Origin of the sequence: Curtobacterium sp. VKM Ac-2884, assembly GCF_015350945.1 — a bacterium.
GTDB lineage: Bacteria > Actinomycetota > Actinomycetes > Actinomycetales > Microbacteriaceae > Curtobacterium.
In genome coordinates this window covers 214,532-234,908 of record NZ_JADKSA010000004.1, presented here as the reverse complement: position 1 = coordinate 234,908, position 20,377 = coordinate 214,532, and the positions used below count along the sequence as shown (strand labels likewise).

The window sequence follows — 20,377 nt, the reverse complement described above, 5'->3', positions numbered from 1 at the left end:
GGTGCGCCGGTAGGATCGGTTCGACATGGGCACCTCGTTCACGCTTCCCGACGCCGCCTCCCTCGGTGACCTCCGCACGTACCTCGGACGTGCCGCTCGGATCGAGGACGGTTCGGTCCGGCTCATCGCCGACTCAGGTGTCCTCGCGGTCTACACGGCGATCCTGTACCCCCTCGGGCTCCTCGACGAGCTGCCGACGGTGCTCGGCCTCCGCACGTTCTCGCTCACCGAGCCCGCGACGATCGACGTCGTGGTGCCGCTGCAGTCCCTGCTCGAGCGCCTCCGGCTCCTCGCCGAGGCGCAGGACGCCGAGCACGCCGACGGTGCCGACCCGACGCGGGCCACCCCGATCGAGGTCGAGCTCCCACACGAGGTCCACACCGTGACGTGGGCGGCGATCTCCCCGCCCCGTGGCGGATGGGTGCCGCTGCCCGACGTCTCGCCGGAGCTGCTGCGCCGCGCCACCCGTGACGGCATCGCCGAGGTCGCCGACGCTGTCCCGACCAACGCGGGTGAGGCGATCATCCGCAAGGTGCGATCCGAGGTCTGGGGCCGTCCGGTGCCGGGCATCGAGCACCTGCCGGCTGGTGCAGGCTTCGCGGGGGAGAGCCTCGGCTTCCTCGGGCACGACCCGGTCCGCCTGTTCGAGACGGGCCCGTGGAGCCGTCTGACGACGTCGCGCGGGCACGTGCTCGTCAAACGCCGCGCCTGGACCCTGAACCTGTAGCGAACGTCACGTCCTGGCGAGGTGGTTGGCTGGCCGCATGCACGTCTTGCTCACCGGCGCGTCCGGGTACATCGGCTCCTCTGTCCTCCGCGCCCTCGTCGCCCACGGGCACGAGGTGACCGCCATCGTCCGCTCCGACGAGAAGGCGCAGAACGTGCATGACGCCGGTGGGCACGCCCTCGTCGGGGACGTCACCGACACCGAGGTCGTCGAACGACTGCTGCACGAGACCGACGGCGTCGTCCACACGGCGTCCGCGCCCGACGTCGACCCGGACTTCACGGCGACGGTCCTTCGCGCGTCAGCCGGAACACCGAAGCCGTTCGTGCACACCGGCGGCATCTTCACCTTCGGCAACTCGACGGACATCTCCGAGCAGTCGCCGATCGATCCGCCCGAGCTGACGTCGTGGCGCACGGCGAACGAGGCTGCCGTGCGGGCGAGCGACGTGCGGACCACGATCGTCGCCCCGGGCATCGTGTACGGGCGCGGTGCCGGCATCCCCGCGATGTTCGTCAGCGACGGCACCAAGCCGGTCACGCTGGTCGGTGACGGCTCGCAGCGCTGGACCACGGTGCACGTCGACGACCTCGGCGAGCTCTACGTCCTCGCGCTGGAGCGTGCCGAGCAGGACGGGTACATCGTCGCCGCGACCGGGGACAACCCGACGGTGCGCGAACTCGCCGAAGCGGGGGCGCACGGCGCACCGGTCGTCGCCGAGAGCGTCGATGCTTCGCGCGAGCGACTCGGTGAGGCCTTCGCCGACGCGCTGCTCCTGCACCAGGAGGCGTCCGGATCCCACGCCCGCTCCGCCTTCGGCTGGAACCCGACGCACCCGTCCCTGGTCCAGGACCTCGCCACCGGCTCGTACGTGCGCTGAGGACGACGAACGGCCCTCGACGACGGCGTCAGCGCCGCCGAGGTTCCACAACACGCCGCGCGCCGTTCGCCGAGGTTCCACGAACGGGACGAGACGGCGCCGAGATGTGCAGATTTCGGAACCTGGGCGGCAGACGGAACCTGGGCGGCGGGCGGAACCTGGGCGGCAGGCGGAACCTGGGCGGCTGAAGAGCTGGCGTCAGTCGAAGGTGTTCGTCATGGCGTGCGCGGCGCGGTCGAGGTACGCCCAGAGCTCGGCCTCGTCGAGGGGTGCGAGCTGCAGGGACTCGACGGCCTCGCGCATGTGGTGCAGCCAGCGCTCGCGGGCCTCGGACGTGATGCGGAACGGGTTGTGCCGCATCCGGAGCCGGGGGTGTCCGCGTTCCTCGCTGTAGGTGCCCGGCCCGCCCCAGTACTGCTGCAGGAAGGCCGACAGGCGCCAGATCGCGCCCTCGAGGTCGTCGGCCGGGTACATCGGCCAGATGACGTCGTCCTGCTGCACGCCCTCGTAGAAGCGGCGGACGAGCCGGTCGAAGGTCGGGGCGCCGCCGATGCGGTCGAACAACGAGCCGGTGGCCGAGACGCCGTGCTCGCCGACCCGAAGCGTGATGGGCTGCGCCGGAACACCGGGCACGCCGGGCACGCCGGGCATGCCGAGACCAGCCCCGCCGGGGCCACTGCTCGGAGGTGTGGGATCGGTCACTGGGAGTCCTTCCCACCGTCGTGGTGGTCGTCGGTGCGGATCGGCTGCCCGAGCACGTTGCGCTTGGTGCGGCGCGGCTTGGTCGGTGCCGGGGTGGGACGCGTCTGCACGGACCGCAGGCCGTTGATCGAGGTGGCGTTCTCCCAGCCCTCTGGCATGATCATCGCCATCGCCGGCAGGGTGATGCCGAGCTCGTCGACGGCGTGCTTCAGGCGGGCGCGGAGTTCGCGGCCGACGACGTCGAGCTCGGAGGCGCGGGTCTTCACGACGAGGCGGAACACCATGCCGTCGGGGGAGACCGACTGCAGCCCCCAGATCTCGGGCTTCTCGACGATGCGCTGGCGCCAGCGGGGCTCCTGCGACATGGTGACGGCGGCCGCGAGCAGGGCGTCCTGCACGGCGTCGATGTCGGTGTCGTAGGGGACGGTGATGTCGACGAGGACGCGCGACCAGCCCTGGGACAGGTTGCCGACGCGCAGGATCTGCCCGTTCGGCACGAACCACAGGATCCCGTTGACGTCGCGCACCTGCATGACTCGGAGTCCGACGTTCTCGACGACGCCCGTGGCCTGCCCGGTGTCGACGACGTCGCCGACGCCGGCCTGGTCCTCGAGGATCATGAAGATGCCGGACAGCAGGTCCTTCACGATCGACTGCGCGCCGACGGCGAGGCCCGCGGCGACGAGCGACGCGCCACCGACGATCCCGACGGCGGCGTTCGGGATCGCCACGGGGATGATGATCGCAAGGGCCACCACCACGACGATGACCGTCGCGAGGTTCTCGAGCACGCTGCCCAAGGTGCGGGTCCGCTGCACCACGCGCGCGGTCTGGACCGGCGACGCGATGAGTGCCTGCGTGTCCTCGGCGCCCTGACGCTTCTTCACGCCGTTCACGACACGGTCGACGATCTGCTTGATCATCCGGCGGAGGATCACGCGCAGGAGGATCGCCGCGATGATCGTGATCACGATCGTGATCGGGATGTGCCAGGCATCGACGAACTGGGTGAACGCGTTGGATGCCCACTTCGGGACGTCGGAGGTCTCTGCAGCCAAGGTCATATCCGGTCGATGCTAAGGGCGGGGCCTCGGCGTTCCATGAGGAACGCCGAGGCCCCGCAGATCAGCGACGCAGACTCAGGCGTCGGCGGCCTGCACCCGGAGCGCACGCTCCGTGCCCGCGACGCTCTCGGACACGATGCGACGCAGCGCCGGGGTCTCCGGGTGCGCCTCGAGCCACGCGTGGGCGGCGTCGCGGAGCTCGGCCGACGCGAGCGGCGCCGGGTAGAGGCCCGAGACGATGGTGTCGGCCATGTGGTAGCTGCGCTCGGCCCAGATGCGGGTGAGCACCTCGAAGTACTTCGGCACGAGGCCTTCGAGCACGACGGGGCTGTTCACGTGCTGGAACCCGACCGTGGTCTGGCGCACGATCGCGTTCGGCAGCTCGGCGGAGTCGACGAGCGACGCGAACGCGGCCAGCTTGCCCTCGGCGGTCGGGATCGTCGCACGGGCGCGGGCCGCGGCCTGCTCACCCGACGCGGTCTTGTCGGCCGCGAGTTCGGCGTCGACCTCGGCGTCGGAGGCGGCACCGGCGAGCACGAGGCCCTCGAGCAGCTCCCAGCGCAGGTCTGTGTCGATCTCGAGCCCGTTCAGCGTGACCGAACCGTCGCGGAGCCCCTGCAGGGTGGCGACGTGCTCGGGCGTCGACGCGATCTGCGCGAAGAACTTCACGAACTGGAACTGGGCGTCCGACCCGGCCTCGGCCGATGCTGCGAGCTGCCAGAGCGTCTCGCCCACCGTACGGACCGTGGCGTCGACCTTCGATGGCGCCACGTAGTTGCGCGTCGTCAGGAGCAGCTGCGACAGGGTCGTGCGGATGGTCGTCGACTCGGATTCGGTCGCGATGTTGCCGAGCGCGAGCCGGACGTAGTCGCTGGCGGGCGACTCGGCGTCGCGCGTGGCGTCCCACATCGCACCCCACACGATCGAGCGGGCGAGCGGGTTCGCGATGGCCGCGAGGTGCTCGATCGCCGTCGTGCGGGACTGCTCGTCGAGACGGATCTTGGCGTAGGCCAGGTCGTCGTCGTTGAGGAGCACGAGGTCGCCGCGCTGCACGCCGACGAGCTCGGGGACCTCGGTGCGTGCGCCGTCGACGTCGATCTCGACGCGGTGCACGCGCTCGAGCTTGCCGCCCGAGGACGCGGTGTCGGCACCGAACGGCGCGGAGTCGTCCGTCCCGAACACGTAGACGCCGATGGCGAGGCGGTGCGGGCGGAGCGTCGGGTAGTCGGCCGGCGCTTCCTGCAGGACGGCGAACGAGGTGATCGCGCCGGACGCGTCGACCTCGATCTCCGGGCGGAGCGTGTTGACGCCCGCGGTCTCGAGCCAGAGCTTCGACCACTCGGACAGGTCGCGGCCGCTGGTGGCCTCGAGCTCGACGAGCAGGTCACGCAGCTCGGTGTTCGAGTGGTGGTGCTTCTTGAAGTAGGCCGAGACACCGGCGAAGAACGCGTCGATGCCGACCCACGCCACGAGCTGCTTCAGGACGGAGCCGCCCTTGGCGTACGTGATGCCGTCGAAGTTGACCTGGACGTCCTCGAGGTCGTTGATCGTCGCGACGATCGGGTGGGTCGAGGGGAGCTGGTCCTGGCGGTAGGCCCAGGACTTCTCCATCGCCTGGAACGTGGTCCAGGCCTCGGTCCACTCGGTGGCCTCGGCGGTGGCGATCGTGGAGGCCCACTCGGCGAACGACTCGTTCAGCCACAGGTCGTTCCACCACTTCATCGTGACGAGGTCGCCGAACCACATGTGGGCGAGCTCGTGCAGGATCGTGACGACCCGGCGCTCCTTGATGGCGTCGGTCACCTTCGAGCGGAAGACGTAGGTCTCGGTGAACGTGACGGCGCCCGCGTTCTCCATCGCGCCGGCGTTGAACTCCGGCACGAAGAGCTGGTCGTACTTCTCGAACGGGTACGGGACGTCGAACTTCTCCTCGTAGTAGGCGAAGCCCTTCTTGGTGGTCTCGAACACGTACTCGGGGTCGAGGTACTCGGCCAGCGACTTGCGCGCGAAGACGCCGAGCGGGATGGTGCGGCCGTCGCTGCTCGTCAGTTCGTCGCGGACGACCTCGTACGGGCCGGCGATGAGCGCGGTGATGTAGCTCGAGATCGTCGCGGTGGGCGGGAAGGCCCAGGTCGCGTTCTCACCGTCGACGTGGGGCTCGGGCGTCGGGGAGTTCGACACGACCTGCCACCGTGACGGCGCCGTCACGGTGAAGGAGAACTGTGCCTTGAGGTCGGGCTGCTCGAACACCGCGAACATGCGGCGCGAGTCGGGGACCTCGAACTGGGAGTACAGGTACACCTCGTCGTCCACGGGGTCGACGAAGCGGTGCAGGCCCTCGCCGGTGTTCGTGTACAGCGCGTCGCTGACGACCACGAGCTCGTTCTGCTCCTGCAGGTCGTCGAGCTGGATGCGGACGCCGTCGTTCACCGCGGCGACGTCGAGCGCGGTGCCGTTCAGGGTGACGGAGTGCACGGTCTTCGTGATCGCGTCGATGAACGTGGACGCACCGGCGGTCGCGGTGAAGCGCACGCGGGTGGTGCTGCCGAACGTCTCGGCGCCGCGGGTCAGGTCGAGCTCGACGTCGTACGTCTGCACGCTGACGATGCCGGCACGTTCCTGGGCTTCGGTTCTGGTGAGGTTCTCTCCGGGCACGCAACGCTCCATCTTCGCTGAGGACGCGGACGATCGTGGTCCGCGAGGGGGAGTCCCGGCACGGCGTCGTGCACCGGCGGGACGGTCATCCCCAGCCTAGCGACGCCGCGTACGCTCGGAGCGTGAGCGAGACGACTGTGGACAAGACGACGGAACACACGACGGAACACCCGACCGAACGCACCACCGTGGAGTTCTGGTTCGATCCGAACTGCCCCTGGGCCTGGATGACGAGCCGCTGGGTGGGCGAGGTCGCCGAGCACCGCGACCTCGACGTCACGTGGAAGGTGATGAGCCTGTTCGTCCTGAACGAGGACCAGGACATCCCCGACGAGTACCGCGAGCGCATCCACAAGGGGCAGCTCTACCCGCGCATCGTCACGGCGGCGCGGCTCCGGCTCGGCCAGGACATCGTGAAGCCGCTCTACGACGCCCTCGGTGAGCACATCCACCACCGCCAGGAGCAGGACCCCGACCAGGTGGTCCCCGCTGTGCTCGCGGAACTCGGCCTCGACGCCGACCTGCTCGAGTACGCCTGGACGGACGAGGTCGACGCCGCCGTGCGCGTCAGCCACCAGGACGGCATCGACCGCGTCGGACAGGACGTCGGCACGCCCGTCATCGCCGTCGCCGGCACCGCGTTCTTCGGCCCGGTCATCTCCCCGGCACCCAAGGGCCAGGAAGCGCTCGACCTGTGGGACGGCGTCGTCGCGGTGGCGAAGTACCCCGGCTTCTTCGAGCTCAAGCGCTCGCGTACCGTCGGCCCGGTCTTCGACACCACCGCCTGACGCTCCGGCAAGCGGACGGGAGGCGCGGCTCGCCCCCGCCCCTCGGCTCGCGTCAGGCGAGCGGCAGGCGCATGAGCGTCAGGTCCAGCCAGCGGTCGAACTTGCGTCCGACCTCGGGCACGACCGCGACCGTGCTGAACCCGAGCTTCTCGTGCAGGGCGATCGACCCGGTGTTCGTGCTGCAGATCCCGGCCATCATGACGTGTCGGCCCTCGGCGGTCGCCCGCTCGACGAGCGACCGCATCAGGGTCGAGGCGATCCCCCGACCGCGGAACGACTCGACCACGTAGACGCTGTGCTCGACGGTCAGTCGGTACCCGTGGTGCGGTCGCCACTGCGAGTACGTGGCGTACCCGGCCACGGTGCCGTCGACCTCGGCGACGAGCACCGGGTACCCGTCGCCCTGCCGTTCGGCCAGCCAGCCGTCGAAGTACGCGCGGGGGTGCGGGGTCTCCTGCCAGATGGCGGTGGAGTGCAGCACGGCGTCGACGTGCAGGGCGTGCACGACGTCGAGGTCGCGGGGTCCGCAATCGCGCACCACGACCGGATCCGTCCCGTTCGTCGCATATGCTGTCGTCATGTCTCACATCGTAGACGACGAGCCGGGTCTCGCGGAACGTGCCCTCGGCGAGCGCCTCCAACGCCTGCGCACCGAACGCAAGTGGAGCCTCACCGAGCTCGCCGAGGAGTCCGGTGTCTCCCGCGCGATGATCAACCGCGTCGAACGCGGGGTGTCGAGCCCCACCGCGACGATCCTCGGCCGGCTCTCCGGCGCCTTCGGCCTGACGATCTCGCAGCTCCTCGATGAAGCCCTCGAGCACGAGGTGCCCAGGGCGACCGACCCCGACGAAGCACGTGGCATTCAACGCGGCGTGACCGCGGAGTCCTGGACCGATCCCGACACCGGGTACCGCCGCCGTCCGGTCTCGAGTGCGGCGTTCCCCGCGGACGTCACCGAGGTGCGCCTCCCGGCCGGCCGCGAAGTGGCCTACCCGGCGTCCGCCTACGCGTTCCTGCGGCACTGCATCTGGGTGGTCGATGGCGTGCTCGAGCTCGTCGTCGGCGGCGAGCCGACGCGGCTCGCCGCGGGCGACCGGATCGAGCTCGGTGACCCCGCCGACGTGGTCTACCGGAACCCGGGCGAGGGGCCCACGCGGTACGTCGTCGTGGTGGTCCGGGGGCAGTAGCCGCAGGAATAGGATCGGTTCCATGCGCATCCACCTCGGAACGGACCACGCCGGCCTCGAGTTCAACCAGACCCTCGCAACGCACCTGACCGAAGCCGGGCACGAGGTCGTGGACCACGGACCGACCGAGTACGACGCGCTCGACGACTACCCCTCGTTCTGCATCAACGCCGCGCACGCCGTGGTGCAGGACCAGCGGGCCGGCGTCCAGGCGCTCGGCGTCGTGTTCGGCGGCTCCGGCAACGGTGAGCAGATCGCCGCGAACAAGGTCGAGGGCGTCCGCGCAGCGCTCGTCTGGAACGAGTCGACCGCACTCCTCGCACGCCAGCACAACGACGCCAACGTCATCTCGATCGGTGCGCGCCAGCACACCGAGGACGAAGCGATCCGCTTCGTCGACCTGTTCATCGCCGAGCCGTTCTCGGGCGAGGAGCGTCACGCGCGCCGCATCGCGCAGCTGGCCGAGTACGAGCAGACGGGGCACATCGCCGGCAGGCAGATCGACGGCTCGGCCGAGTAGACAGGTCCCATGCCCGAGGGTCACTCCGTCCACCGAATCGCCAACCAGTTCACCCGGCACTTCGTCGGCAAGCGCTGCGAGGTGTCCAGTCCGCAGGGGCGGTTCGCCGCCGGGGCCGCCCAGCTCGACGGCAAGCGGATGATCGCTGCCCGGGCGGTGGCGAAGCAGATGTTCCTCGAGTTCGAGGGCGACCTGTTCCTGCGCGTCCACCTCGGGCTCTACGGTGCGTGGGACTTCGCCGGCGACCTGTCGACCGCCACGGCGCTGTCGGCCGACGACGACGGCGAGGAGTCCCTCACCTCCATCGGTGCTCCACGACTGGCGCGGTACCGGATGGCCGAGCAGGAGAAGGTCGAGGACCCGATCGAGTCGTTCCCGCCGGACCCCGTCGGCCAGGTGCGCGTCCGGATCCTGACCGAGGACACCGTTGCCGACCTGCGCGGCCCGACGGCCTGCGTGGTGGAGACCCCGGCCGAGGTGCAGCGTGCCCTCGACAAGCTCGGCCCCGACCCGATGAACGACGACGGTCCCGAGGCCGAGAAGACCTTCGTGGACAACGTCCGGAAGCGGAACGTCGCCATCGGCCAGCTGCTCATGGACCAGTCCGTGGTGAGCGGCATCGGCAACATCTACCGCGCCGAGCTGCTGTTCCGGCAGCGCATCGACCCGTACAAGGTCGGCAAGAAGATCACCGTCAAGCAGGCGAAGGCGCTGTGGGCGGACTGGTCGAAGCTGTTGCACGACGGCGTCCGCGACGGCCTGATGATGACGATGGACGGCCTGTCCGACGCCGAGTACAAGAAGGCGCAGCGGTCGCGCAAGGACCGGCACTGGGTCTACCACCGCCAGGGTGAGCCCTGCCGGGTGTGCGGCACCGAGATCCGGGTGGCCGACATGGCCGGCCGGAAGCTCTACTGGTGCCCGAAGGACCAGAAGTAGCGCGCTTCAGAGCTCTGAGTACGTGAACCGTCCGGCGATCGCGGTCGCGAGCACGCGCATCGACCGCAACGAGGACGACGACGCTGCCAGCGGGTCCGACCCGACGAGCACCAGGTCCGCGACGTCGCCGACGGCCACGCTGACCCGACCGTCCGTCGAGCCCTGCCACGCGGCGAGCGCGGAGAGCCGTTCGGCGGGGTGCCACGGGTCGCGGCCGTCCCGGTCGCGTCCGACGGCCGCGGCCATCGAGATCCACGGGTCGAGCGGCGCGACGGGGGCGTCCGACCCGAGCAGCAGCCGGGCACCGGCTCGGGCGAGCGACGCGAACGCGAAGGCGCGGTCGGTGCGGCCCGCCCAGTGCCGGTCGGCGATGTCCCGGTCGTCCATGGCGTGCTCGGGCTGCACCGAGGCGGCCACTCCGAGCCTGGCGAACCGGTCGACGTCGGTGTCGACGAGCAGTTGCGCGTGCTCGATGGTGCCGCGGGCGCCGACGGCTTCGAAGACGTCGAGCGCGAGGGTGTTCGCGCGGTCGCCGATGGCGTGGATGGCGGGGACGAGTCCGGCGTCGACGGCTCGGCGGGTGATCGCGACGAGGTCGTCGAACTCCCACGCCAGCACACCGGAGCCGTCGGTCATGGCCGCGGTCCGGGTGCCGAGCGAGCCGTCGGTGACGACCTTGAACGGCCCCATCGTGAGCAGGCCGCGTGTCCGGTCCACGACGTCGCCGGTGCGGAGTCCGCGGTCGATCGCCGCGTCGAGTTCGGCCGGGTAGACGCCGGACGCCACCCGGAGTGCGTCGGTGCCGGCGTGGATCCGGCGCGCCCAGCGGTCGAGGCCGAAGCGCATCTCGAGGTCGACGATGCCCGTCACACCGCGCGCGGCAGCGGCCTCCACGGCGTCGGCGACGTACCCGTCGAGCAGGTCGTCCGGCACCTGCGAGAGCGCACCGGTCACGTCGAAGGCGTCCTGCTCGCGCAGGATCCCGTCGTCACCCGCCTCGAGCGAGCGGCCGACCAGTGCGGAGAAGTGCGCGAGCGCGAGGGCGTTGCACCAGACCGCGTGCAGGTCGCCGCTGATGACGACGGTCGGGAGGCCCGGTGCGGCCTGGTCGAGCAGCTCGCGTCGTGCGGGGGTCGGCCACAACCCGTCGCGGTAGCCGTGGCCGATCAGCACGCGGTCCGGCACCCCGGTCCGCGCGACCGCGGCGAGGAGGTCGGCGGTCGACTCCGCGGAGTCGCAGCCGGAGACGTCGACGCGGCGGCGCACCAGGGCCCACTGGTCGAAGTGCGTGTGGTGGTCGCGGAGGCCGGGGCCGAGCCAGGCGCCGGCGGCCTCGACGACCTCGGTGTCGGGGCCGGCGGGGTCGAGCGTGCCGGCCGGCGCGATCTCGGTGACCAGGCCGTCGGCGATGCGGACGTCGGCAGGGGCCCCGGAGGTGCCCACCCTGCGGACGGTGCGGAGCAGGATCTCGCTCATCGCGCCTCCCGGCTGTCCGTCGTGGAGCCGACGGACCGGACCCGCTCCATCTCGTCGGCGAGCGCCGGCGACGCGTAGGGGCCGTCGCCGCGCAGCCCCGCGATGATGCGGTCGACGACCTCGGGCGCCTTGTTCTGGGAGAGCTTCGCGCGGGCGTCGAACCGGGTGATGCGGATCCGGATGCCCACGGTGCCCTTCGCCATCCGGCGTGCGGTCTCCTCGTCGATCTCGAGGGACACCGGCTCCGGCATGACCTGCTCGAAGTGGTCGACGAGCTCGCCGAGCACCCGGAAGTTCTCGTCGTCGGACAGCAGCTCGGGCGTGCCCCACAGGTGGGCGGTGACGTGGTTCCAGGTCGGGACGAACTGCTCGGGCGGGTACCAGGCGGGGGAGACGTAGCCGTGCGGACCCTGCACCACGACCAGGACCTCGTGGCGGCCGAGTTCGTGCGCGAGTTCGTCGGGGCGGCCGACGTGCGAGACGAGGACGACCTCGTCGGGGTCGTCGTCCGGCCCGGGTGTCTCGAGCAGGAACGGGTAGTGCGACGCGACGATCCCGGCGTCGGTGTGCGACACGATCGTGGCCCACGGGTTGCCGGCGACGAGGCGCTTGACCTCGTCGACGTCCGTCATCAGGAAGTGGGGTGTGTGCCGCATGGTCCGAGCGTGGCACACGGCCCCCGTCGAGCGCGACACCTGTCGTTTCGCGAGTGTTTCAGAACGGTAAAAGTTTCAGAGTTCATTGAAAGAAGCATTGTGCCGGGTACTCGAACGGGCCTAGCTTCACTCATCAACGACGACCCGAGGAGACCCCCATGCGACGCAGGACCATCGCCGCCCTGGCCACGGCAGCCACACTGGCGCTCGTGGTGACCGGCTGTTCGGCGAGCGGCACGGCCGACTCCGCCGGCGGATCGAGCCTGGTGTACGCCACCGGCGAGCCCGACCACCTGACGCCCGGACGACAGACCGTCGCGTTCGACCAGGTGCAGAGCCTGTTCGCGCCGCTGACGCAGACCGACGCGAAGGGCGAGCTCCACGACGTCGCCGCGAAGAGCGTCGAGAGCGACGACGCCACCACGTGGACCATCACCCTCCGGGACGGCTGGACGTTCCAGAACGGCGAGGCCGTCACCCCGGAGAGCTACGTGAAGGCCTGGAACCACGTCGCCTACGGCCCCAACGCGTGGGAGAACAGCGGGCAGCTCGCCGCGATCGTCGGGTACACCGACCTCAACCCGGCGAAGGGCACCCCGAAGACCAAGGAGATGTCGGGGCTGCAGGTCACCGGCAAGGACACCTTCACGGTCACGCTCACCCACGCCGACAGCCAGTTCCCGCTGCAGCTCAGCCAGGCCCAGACGGCGTTCTACCCGATGCCCGAGGCCGCCTACGACGACCTGAAGGCGTACGACGAGAAGCCGATCGGGAACGGCCCCTACGAGATGCAGTCGGCGTGGAAGGCGGACAAGGAGTTCACCGTCACCGCGTGGAAGGACTACGAGGGCACGAAGCCGGTCACGAAGGACGTCACGTTCCGGAGCTACTCGGACATGAACACCGCCTACACCGACGTCCTCGCGGGCAACGCCGACGTGCTGTTCCTGCCGACCGACAAGATGACGAGCGCGAAGGCCGACTTCGGTGACCGCCTGCACTCCTTCGACGCCCCGGGCATCGACTACCTCGGCTTCCCGCTCTGGGACGACCGCTACTCCGACCCCGACGTCCGGCGTGCCATCTCGATGTCGATCGACCGCGACGAGGTGAACACCGCCATCTACGGCGGCCTGTACGAACCCGCCACCGCACTCACGCCCCCGTCGATGTCCGGCACGGAGGAGGGCATCTGCGGCGACGCGTGCGAGTTCGACCCCGCGGCGGCGAAGCAGCTCCTGGCGAAGTCCGGTGGCTTCGACGGCACGATCACGCTCGTCTACCCCGGTGGCAGCGGCCTCGACTCGCTGTACGAGGCGTACGCCAACCAGATCCGGCAGAACCTGGGCGTCGACACCGTCGCGAAGGCCACCACCGACTGGGCCTCGTACTACTCCGAGCTGACGGACAAGAAGGTCGCCGGTCCGCACTTCGGTCACTGGGGTGCGCTGTACATCAGCCAGCAGAACACCCTCCGCGCCCTGTTCACCCTGGCCGGCGGCTGCTCGCCCTGCACCGGGTACTACCAGTCCGACACCGTCGACGCGTTGCTGGCGAAGGCCGACTCGGCCGGCTCGCAGGACGAGGCGAACGAGTACTACACGAAGACGCAGGAGGCCGTGCTCGAGGACTTCCCCGTCGTGCCGACCTTCTTCGACAAGTACTCGTACGTCACGAGCGACAAGGTCACCAAGCTCCCCGCGGTCGCCGGCAGCCCGGTCGTCGCGCAGATCGCCGTGAAGTAGGGCACCACCACATGGACCAGCGCACCATCCTCCGCCTGGCGGCCGAGGTCCCCGACCACGACGGCTTCCCGCTCGTCGACGACCTGCACGCCCGGTTCGACGCGCTCGCAGCGTCCCACCCGGACCAGGTCACGGTCACCCGGATCGGCACCAGCCGGCTCGGCGAACCGCTGCACTCCTACCGGATCGGCACCGGGGCGCACGCCGCCGTCGTGGTCGGCGGCGTGCACCCGAACGAACCGATCGGCTCGTGGACGGCCCTGCACCTCGCCGAGACGGTGCTCACCGACGACGACGCCCGTGCGCTCGACGTCACCTGGCACATCGTCCCGACGATCGACCCGGACGGCATGCGGCTCAACGAGGCGTGGTTCCACGACCCGCACGACCGGGTGTTCTACTCGCGGCACTTCTACCGCCCGGCACCCGACAGCCAGGTGGAGTGGACGTTCCCGAACAGCCACAAGTCGGTGTACTTCGACCAGGTGCTGCCGGAGACGCTCGCGTTCATGCGGCTCATCGACGACACCGAGCCGGACCTGCTGGTGTCGCTGCACAACGGCGAGATGGGCGGGGTCTACTACTACCTGTCCGAGGACCTGCCCGACGTCGTCGACACCCTGCACGCGGTCCCCGCCGCGCTCGGGCTGCCGCTCGACACCGGGGAGCCCGAGTCACCGTTCCTGCGCGAACTCGCCCCCGCGGTGTTCGCGATGGACGGGATCGAGACCGCGTACGACTACCTCGAAGCACTCGGGGTCGACCCGGGCGAGCACATCCACGGTGCGTCGAGCGCGGCGTGGGCGATGCGGCACGGAGCACTGTGCATGGTGGCCGAACTGCCGTACTGGAGCCACCCGGACGCCGACGACCAGACCCCGACCGACGAGTCGTACGCCGACCTGCTGCGGCGCTGCTCCGCCGAGCTCGGTGCCTCGGGCGAGGAACTCCAGCAGCTGCTCGACGAGGCGTCGCCGATGCTGTCGATCGCGTCGCCGTTCCTCGAGGCGTCGCGGGCCTTCGTGCCGATGCTCGCCGGCACGGCGGACACCGACCGCCGCCGGGCCGACCGCGAGCCGGCCGACCGGCGGGCCACCGTCGCGGAGCGCTTCGGCTGCGAGGACCTGGTCCGCTGCTTCCGACTGCGCTACGGCGGCATGCTGCTCCGGGCGTTCGAGGCGGAGACCACCGCCGGTGCGGCGTCCGCGCCGCTCCGGCGCCTGCGCGACCGCCTGGCGGAGCGCTACGCGCACTGGCAGGCGGACGCCGCCACGGGCGCCGAACCGATCCCAATCCGCAAACTGGTGGGGGTGCAGTTCGGGGCGATCCTCGCCTGCGCGAGCCACGTCGCCGAAGGCGACGACGGAAGGCACAGTGCGGACCCGACCCGCGCCTCCCGTCCGCCCCTGGTCACCACGAGCGGGTCTGGGCCCACGCCGCCGGTTCCGGACCGACGCGCCAGCGGCGGGACGGCCGTGCCGGTGGGGAGAGGCGCGTGATGCGTCCGACGCTCGCCGTCGGTCGCCGGCTCGGCGGCCTGGCCATCGTGTTCCTCGGGGTGACGTTCCTCATCTACGCGATGACGTTCGCGCTGCCCGGTGACCCGATCCGGGCGCTCGGCGGCGACCGGCCGCTCAGCGACGCGGTCGTCCGCACGCTCCGGGCCGAGTACCACCTGGACCAGCCGCTCTGGCTGCAGTACGTGCAGTACCTCGGCGGGCTGTTCCGCGGCGACTTCGGCACCGACTTCAACGGGCAGTCCGTCGGCGAGCAGATGGCCTCGCGGTGGCCCGTCACGATCACCCTGGCGCTCACCGCGTGGGCCCTCGAGATCGTCCTGGGCATCGGCCTCGGGGTGCTCTCCGCCCTGAAGCGCGGGACCGCCCTCGACAAGACGGTCCTGGTCGGCACGATCGTCGTCGGTGCGATCCCCGTCTTCGTCCTCGGCGTCGCCCTGCAGCTCGTGTTCTCGGTGCGGCTGCACTGGTTCCCGGTCGCCGGCGTCACCGCGGGCTGGCCGACGGCGTACATCCTGCCGGCGTTCGTCATCGCGCTGTTCGGGCTCGCGGCGGTGTCCCGGCTCACCCGCACCTCGATGATCGAGACCCTCGACGCCGACTACGTCCGGACCGCACGGGCGAAGGGGCTCGCGCCCGGTCGGATCGTCGGCGTGCACGTGATGCGGAACTCGCTCATCCCCACCGCCACCTACCTGGCGACCGACCTCGGGTACCTGATGGGCGGCACCGTGATCATCGAGGGCATCTTCAACCTGCCCGGCGTCGGGAACCTGCTGTTCCAGGGCATCCGGTCGCACGAAGGTGCCGTCGTGGTCGGCATCTCGACCGCGCTCATCCTGGTGTTCCTCGTCACGAGCGTGCTCGTCGACCTGCTGCACGCCGCCCTCGACCCCCGCGTCCGGACCGGAGCAGCCGCATGACCACCTCAGCACTCAGCGCCACCGTCGAACCCGTCGTCGGCGGACGACGACGACCCCTGCTGGCCGTGGCCCGCACCCCGGGCTTCTGGGTCCCCGCCTCGGTCCTGGTCGTCGTGCTGCTCGTCGCGTCGTTCCCGCAGCTGTTCGCCGGGCTGTTCGGCCACGGCGACCCCCGGGTGTGCGACCTCGGGCAGAGCGGCGCCTCGCCGACCAGCGGCCACCCGTTCGGCTTCGACCTGCAGGGCTGCGACGTGTACGCCAACGTCGTGTACGGCACCCGGTCCTCGATCGCCGTCGCGGTGCTCACCACCGTGCTCGCCGGCATGGTCGCCGTCGTCGTCGGGACGATCGCCGGCATGGTCGGCGGCTGGGTCGATGCCGTGCTCGCCCGCCTGACCGACGTGTTCCTCGGCTTCCCGTTCCTGCTCGGCGCCGTCGTGGTGCTCAACAGCGTGGGGGAGCGGTCCGTGCTGACGGTGTCGCTCGTGCTCGCGCTGTTCGGGTGGCCGACGATGGCCCGGCTCGTGCGGTCGAGCGTCCGCAGCGTGCGGAACGCCGAGTTCGTGCTCGCCGCCCGCACGATGGGGCTGTCCACCTGGCGGATCACCACCCGGTACGTGCTGCCGTCGTCGATCTCGCCGCTGCTCGTGCTCGCGACCATCACCGTGGGCGGCGTCATCGTGTCCGAGTCGTCGCTGACCTACCTCGGCATCGGGCTCGAGAGCCCGGCGATCTCGTGGGGACTGCAGCTCTCCGCCGCGACGTCGCAGTTCCTCCGCGCCCCGCACATGCTCATCGCACCCGCGGCGTTCCTCGCCGTCACGGTGCTCTCCGTCATCGCGCTCGGCGACACGCTGCGCGCCGCGCTCGACCCGCGTCGGCGCTGACCTGCACGGTGCACGCCGCGTCGCGGTGGGCACCGTCGCGACCGACGCGCCAGACTCGAACCACCGCCCTTCGAAAGGACCACCGTGACCGACACCCTCTCCGCGTACCGGAAGACCCTGCCCTACATCCACGAGTGGGTGTCGTACAAGGTCTGGCAGCTGCGGGTGCCGGGCGTGCAGGTCGCCATCGGGTTCGGCGGCGAGGTGCTGTTCGACGAGGCGTGGGGCTACGCCGACGTCGAGGCCGGGCGTCGCCTGACCACCACCGACCTGTTCCGCATCGCCTCGCACTCGAAGACCTTCACCGCGACGGCACTGCTCCAGCTCGCCGAGCGCGGGTCGCTCCGGCTCGACGACACCGTCGGCACGTACGTCCCGGCGCTCGTCGACGGCGGCTCCCCGCTCGCCGACGCCACGATCCGTGAGCTCATGGAGATGGGCGCCGGGGTCATCCGCGACGGCCACGACGGCGACTACTGGTCGCTCCTGCGCCCGTTCCCCGACGAGCAGGAGCTGCTGGCGCTCGTGCTCGACCGCGGGCAGAAGGTCCCCACCGGGTCGTCGTTCAACTACTCGAACCTCGGCTACTCGCTGCTCGGGCTCGTCATCGCCGCGGTCTCCGGCCGGTCCTACAACGACTTCGTCCGCGAGTCGATCACCGAGCCGCTGGGCCTGCGGAACACCGGCCCGGACTGGGACCCCACGCGCGCCGACGACTTCGTGGTCGGGTACACCGGCTTCCACACCGCGCGGCAGCGGCAGCGCATCGACCACGTGGACACCCACGCGATGGCCGCCGCCACCGGGTTCCACGGCACCGCCTCCGACCTGGTCAAGTACTTCTCGCAGCACGTCATCGGGGCCGGCAGCCTGCTCGACGACCACTCGAAGCGACTCGCGCAGCGCAAGGCCTGGAGCGCCACCGACGACCCGGCCGCCCGCGGCTACGGCGCCGGGTTCATCGTCGACCGCATCGGCGGCCGCGACGTCCGCGGCCACTCGGGCGGGTTCCCCGGGCACATCACGCAGTCGCTGTTCGACCCGGCGTCCGGACTCGTCGTGTCCGTGATGACGAGCGCCGCCGCCGGGCCCGCCACCCTCATCGCCACCGCCATCGTGCAGATGCTCGACGCCGCGGCGGACACGTCCGCGCCGGGTACTCCCGTGCCCGACGACGTCGACACCGCCGCCTACACCGGACGCTTCGCCAACCCGTGGGGCGTCACCGACATCGCCCGGATCGGCGACCGGCTCGTCGAGGTCGACCCGTCCGGACCCGAACCGCTCGACACCCCGACCCGGCTCGAGGTCGTCGACGCGGACACGCTCCGGATGACGCACGGCAACCGCTTCGGCTCGGTCGACGAGGACATCACCTTCACGCGCGACGCCGACGGTACCGTCCGGTCGATCCGCGCCGGTGGGGGCATGACCGAGGAACCGTGGACGATCCCGACCGAGTCCCCCGAGGTCGCGGCAGGGCTGGCACCGTGAGCGACGTCGATGGTCGGGGCGACGGTGTCGGGCACGACGACGTCGTGCTCGAACCCGAGCGTCAGGCGTTCGTCGAGGAGTTCGCCCTCATGCTCAACGACGGTGCGGGCATGGCGCTCACCGACGCCCGCGTGCTCGGCTACCTCATGATGACGCGCGCGCCGCACTCGTCCTCGTCCGATCTCCAACGCGCCCTCGGCGCCAGCTCGGGTTCGGTCTCGATGGCGACGCGCCGGCTCGTCGACTCCGGGTTCGTGAAGCGGCAGATCGTCGCGGGCGAGCGCAGCCACTACTTCCGTGCCGAGGCCGACGTCTGGGGCTCCTGGCTCGCCGGCGAACGGAAGTACCTCGACCGGCAGCGCGACATCATCGGACACGGCCTGGCGGTGGTCGAGCACGCCGGCCGCACCGGGGCGGGCGACGTCGACGCCGAGGTCCGCGAGCGCCTGCTCAACGGCCGCGACTACATGCAGTGGCTGCAGGGCCACCACCACAAGATGCTCGAGGACTGGGAGGCGTTCAAGGCCGCCCGCGACCGCACCGACCGCTCGGAGACCCCATGACCGACGTCCTGACCGTCGACCACCTGTCCGTGACCTTCGACGTCGACGGCGCCGAGGTCCGCGCGGTCGACGACGCCTCGTTCACCGTCGGCCGCGGTGAGGTCGTCGCCGTCGTCGGGGAGTCCGGATCCGGCAAGAGCATGACCGCGATGACGGCGATGGGGATCGCGCCGGACGGGGCACGGTCCTCCGGCAGCATCCGGCTCGGCGACCTCGAGGTGCTCGGCACCGACGAGCGCACCCTGCGCGGGGTCCGCGGCCGCAGCGTGTCGATGATCTTCCAGGACCCGTCGGCCGCCCTCAACCCGGTGTTCACGATCGGGTTCCAGCTGGCCGAGGCCGTCCGCCGCGCCGATGCCTCGCACGACCGCGCCGCCGTCCGTGCTCGGTCGCTCGAACTCCTGCGTGCCGTCGAGGTGCCGGAACCCGAACGCCGGCTCGGCCAGTACCCGCACGAGCTCTCCGGCGGACAGGCGCAGCGGGTGATGATCGCGATGGCGCTCGCCGCCGACCCCGACCTGCTCATCGCCGACGAGCCGACGACCGCACTCGACGTCACGGTGCAGGCCGAGGTGCTCGACGTCCTGCGTGCGCTGCGGGAACGCACCGGCACCGCGATCCTCCTCATCACCCACGACATGGGCGTCGTCGCTGACATCGCCGACCGCGTGGTCGTCATGCGCCGCGGTCGCGTCGTCGAGACGGGCACCGTCGCCGCGGTCTTCGCCGCACCGTCCGCCGACTACACCCGTGACCTGCTCGCTGCGGTCCCACGCATGGGCACCGAGGTCGGCCGGGAGGCGCGGGTCGACCCCGTCACGGAGGCCCCGTCGGTCGTCCTCGACGTCCGGCACCTCGTGGTCGAGTACGGCGGTGCACTGCGCGGGCGGTTCCGCGCGGTCGACGACGTGTCGTTCACGGTCGGTCGCGGCGAGATCGTCGGACTCGTGGGCGAGTCCGGCAGCGGCAAGACCACCATCGGCCGCGCCGCCGTGGGGCTGGCACCGATCACGTCCGGTTCGGTCGTCGTCGAGGGCACCGACGTGGCGGTCGCCCGGCGAGCCGCTCGTCGCGAGATGCGGCGACACGTCGGCGTGGTCTTCCAGAACCCGCTCCGGTCGCTCAACCCGCGCTACACGGTCGGACAGACCGTCGCCGAGCCGCTCCGGCAGATCCTGCGCCTGCCGTCGGCACAGATCGACGAACGGGTGGACCGGCTGCTCGCCGACGTCGGCCTGGACGGCGGGTACCGCGAGCGCTTCCCGCACGAGCTCTCCGGCGGACAACGGCAGCGCGTCGCGATCGCCCGCGCCGTCGCGCTCGACCCCGCACTGCTCATCGCCGACGAGCCGACGAGCGCCCTCGACGTCTCGGTACAGGCCCGGGTGCTCGACGTCTTCCGGGAGCTGCAGGAACGCCTCGGCTTCGCGTGCCTGTTCGTCACCCACGACCTCGCCGTGGTCGACACGCTGTGCGACCGGGTCGTCGTGCTGCACGGCGGGAAGGTCGCCGAGCAGGGGACCCGCGACGCCATCCTCCGGTCGCCGCAGGACCCCTACACGCGTCGACTCATCCAGGCCGCGCCGGTGCCCGACCCGGACGAGCAGGCAGTGCGCCGATCCGAGCGCCTGGCGGCACGGGCCGGCTGAGGGGC

The 20,377-nt window shown here is 71.0% G+C and carries 19 protein-coding genes; 13 read left to right on the top strand and 6 right to left on the bottom strand.

Features of this window, described 5'->3' with window-relative positions; all coding sequences use genetic code 11:
* Window positions 1-25 precede the first annotated feature (25 nt).
* Together ITJ60_RS12675 and ITJ60_RS12670 are read left to right on the top strand one after the other, a co-directional pair.
* Window positions 26-727 (top strand): hypothetical protein, encoded by a 702-nt coding sequence (locus tag ITJ60_RS12675; protein ID WP_123341116.1) that lies wholly within the window; start codon window positions 26-28, stop codon window positions 725-727.
* Between the two features lie 37 nt (window positions 728-764).
* Window positions 765-1,607 carry an NAD-dependent epimerase/dehydratase family protein gene (locus tag ITJ60_RS12670; protein ID WP_194648171.1) on the top strand — a complete coding sequence of 281 codons (843 nt, stop codon included), beginning with the start codon at window positions 765-767 and terminating at the stop codon, window positions 1,605-1,607.
* Window positions 1,608-1,805: 198 nt separating this feature from the next.
* Here the strand turns inward: ITJ60_RS12670 and ITJ60_RS12665 are convergent, their stop codons facing one another.
* From ITJ60_RS12665 to pepN, 3 genes are all read right to left on the bottom strand, one after another.
* Entirely contained in the window at window positions 1,806-2,309 is a 504-nt protein-coding gene (locus ITJ60_RS12665) for a globin (protein WP_279388202.1), read from the bottom strand.
* Window positions 2,306-3,373, bottom strand: a complete 1,068-nt coding sequence (locus ITJ60_RS12660; RefSeq protein WP_194648170.1) for a mechanosensitive ion channel family protein — start codon at window positions 3,371-3,373, stop codon at window positions 2,306-2,308. Before ITJ60_RS12660 ends, ITJ60_RS12665 begins: the two co-directional genes overlap by 4 nt.
* 75 nt (window positions 3,374-3,448) lie before the next feature.
* Window positions 3,449-6,028: an aminopeptidase N gene (gene pepN / locus ITJ60_RS12655; protein ID WP_194648169.1), complete on the bottom strand. Its 2,580-nt coding sequence runs from the start codon at window positions 6,026-6,028 to the stop codon at window positions 3,449-3,451.
* Window positions 6,029-6,255: 227 nt separating this feature from the next.
* On the opposite strand from pepN, the gene ITJ60_RS12650 reads away from it, so the two are divergent.
* Window positions 6,256-6,816 (top strand): disulfide bond formation protein DsbA, encoded by a 561-nt coding sequence (locus ITJ60_RS12650; RefSeq protein ID WP_235036050.1) that lies wholly within the window; start codon window positions 6,256-6,258, stop codon window positions 6,814-6,816.
* A gap of 52 nt (window positions 6,817-6,868) precedes the next feature.
* Here the strand turns inward: ITJ60_RS12650 and ITJ60_RS12645 are convergent, their stop codons facing one another.
* On the bottom strand, window positions 6,869-7,396 hold the full coding sequence (locus tag ITJ60_RS12645; RefSeq protein ID WP_194648168.1) for a GNAT family N-acetyltransferase: 528 nt from the start codon (window positions 7,394-7,396) through the stop codon (window positions 6,869-6,871).
* On the opposite strand from ITJ60_RS12645, the gene ITJ60_RS12640 reads away from it, so the two are divergent.
* Genes ITJ60_RS12640 through ITJ60_RS12630 form a run of 3 tightly spaced genes read left to right on the top strand, consistent with a single transcriptional unit; the run spans window position 7,395 to window position 9,462 of the window.
* The gene (locus ITJ60_RS12640) at window positions 7,395-8,003 is read left to right on the top strand and encodes a helix-turn-helix domain-containing protein (protein ID WP_194648167.1); all 609 of its coding nucleotides are present in this window, start codon (window positions 7,395-7,397) and stop codon (window positions 8,001-8,003) included. The two genes, ITJ60_RS12645 and ITJ60_RS12640, sit on opposite strands and share 2 nt — an antisense overlap.
* Window positions 8,004-8,025: 22 nt before the next feature.
* Window positions 8,026-8,523 (top strand): ribose-5-phosphate isomerase, encoded by a 498-nt coding sequence (locus ITJ60_RS12635; RefSeq protein ID WP_194648166.1) that lies wholly within the window; start codon window positions 8,026-8,028, stop codon window positions 8,521-8,523.
* A gap of 9 nt (window positions 8,524-8,532) precedes the next feature.
* Entirely contained in the window at window positions 8,533-9,462 is a 930-nt protein-coding gene (locus ITJ60_RS12630) for an Fpg/Nei family DNA glycosylase (RefSeq protein WP_123293993.1), read from the top strand.
* A gap of 6 nt (window positions 9,463-9,468) precedes the next feature.
* On the opposite strand, the gene ITJ60_RS12625 is transcribed toward ITJ60_RS12630, so the two are convergent.
* Window positions 9,469-10,938: an amidohydrolase gene (locus tag ITJ60_RS12625; protein WP_194648165.1), complete on the bottom strand. Its 1,470-nt coding sequence runs from the start codon at window positions 10,936-10,938 to the stop codon at window positions 9,469-9,471.
* On the bottom strand, window positions 10,935-11,594 hold the full coding sequence (locus ITJ60_RS12620) for an FMN-binding negative transcriptional regulator (protein WP_123673563.1): 660 nt from the start codon (window positions 11,592-11,594) through the stop codon (window positions 10,935-10,937). The genes ITJ60_RS12625 and ITJ60_RS12620 overlap by 4 nt, the downstream gene beginning before the upstream one ends.
* A 158-nt stretch (window positions 11,595-11,752) precedes the next feature.
* Here ITJ60_RS12620 and ITJ60_RS12615 point away from each other — a divergent pair, with 158 nt between their 5' ends.
* The 7 genes from ITJ60_RS12615 (at window position 11,753) to ITJ60_RS12585 (ending at window position 20,372) form a co-directional block, all read left to right on the top strand.
* A complete protein-coding gene (locus ITJ60_RS12615) occupies window positions 11,753-13,339 on the top strand; it encodes a peptide ABC transporter substrate-binding protein (protein WP_228510196.1) in 1,587 nt (528 codons plus the stop codon).
* A gap of 11 nt (window positions 13,340-13,350) precedes the next feature.
* The gene (locus ITJ60_RS12610; protein WP_228510194.1) at window positions 13,351-14,838 is read left to right on the top strand and encodes a M14 family zinc carboxypeptidase; all 1,488 of its coding nucleotides are present in this window, start codon (window positions 13,351-13,353) and stop codon (window positions 14,836-14,838) included.
* A complete protein-coding gene (locus ITJ60_RS12605) occupies window positions 14,838-15,779 on the top strand; it encodes an ABC transporter permease (protein ID WP_123341105.1) in 942 nt (313 codons plus the stop codon). Before ITJ60_RS12610 ends, ITJ60_RS12605 begins: the two co-directional genes overlap by 1 nt.
* A complete protein-coding gene (locus tag ITJ60_RS12600) occupies window positions 15,776-16,666 on the top strand; it encodes an ABC transporter permease (protein WP_194648164.1) in 891 nt (296 codons plus the stop codon). Before ITJ60_RS12605 ends, ITJ60_RS12600 begins: the two co-directional genes overlap by 4 nt.
* An 84-nt stretch (window positions 16,667-16,750) precedes the next feature.
* On the top strand, window positions 16,751-18,160 hold the full coding sequence (locus ITJ60_RS12595) for a serine hydrolase (protein ID WP_323749171.1): 1,410 nt from the start codon (window positions 16,751-16,753) through the stop codon (window positions 18,158-18,160).
* Window positions 18,157-18,723: a GbsR/MarR family transcriptional regulator gene (locus ITJ60_RS12590; protein WP_194648163.1), complete on the top strand. Its 567-nt coding sequence runs from the start codon at window positions 18,157-18,159 to the stop codon at window positions 18,721-18,723. Before ITJ60_RS12595 ends, ITJ60_RS12590 begins: the two co-directional genes overlap by 4 nt.
* On the top strand, window positions 18,720-20,372 hold the full coding sequence (locus ITJ60_RS12585; protein ID WP_194648162.1) for a dipeptide ABC transporter ATP-binding protein: 1,653 nt from the start codon (window positions 18,720-18,722) through the stop codon (window positions 20,370-20,372). Before ITJ60_RS12590 ends, ITJ60_RS12585 begins: the two co-directional genes overlap by 4 nt.
* Window positions 20,373-20,377 lie beyond the last annotated feature (5 nt).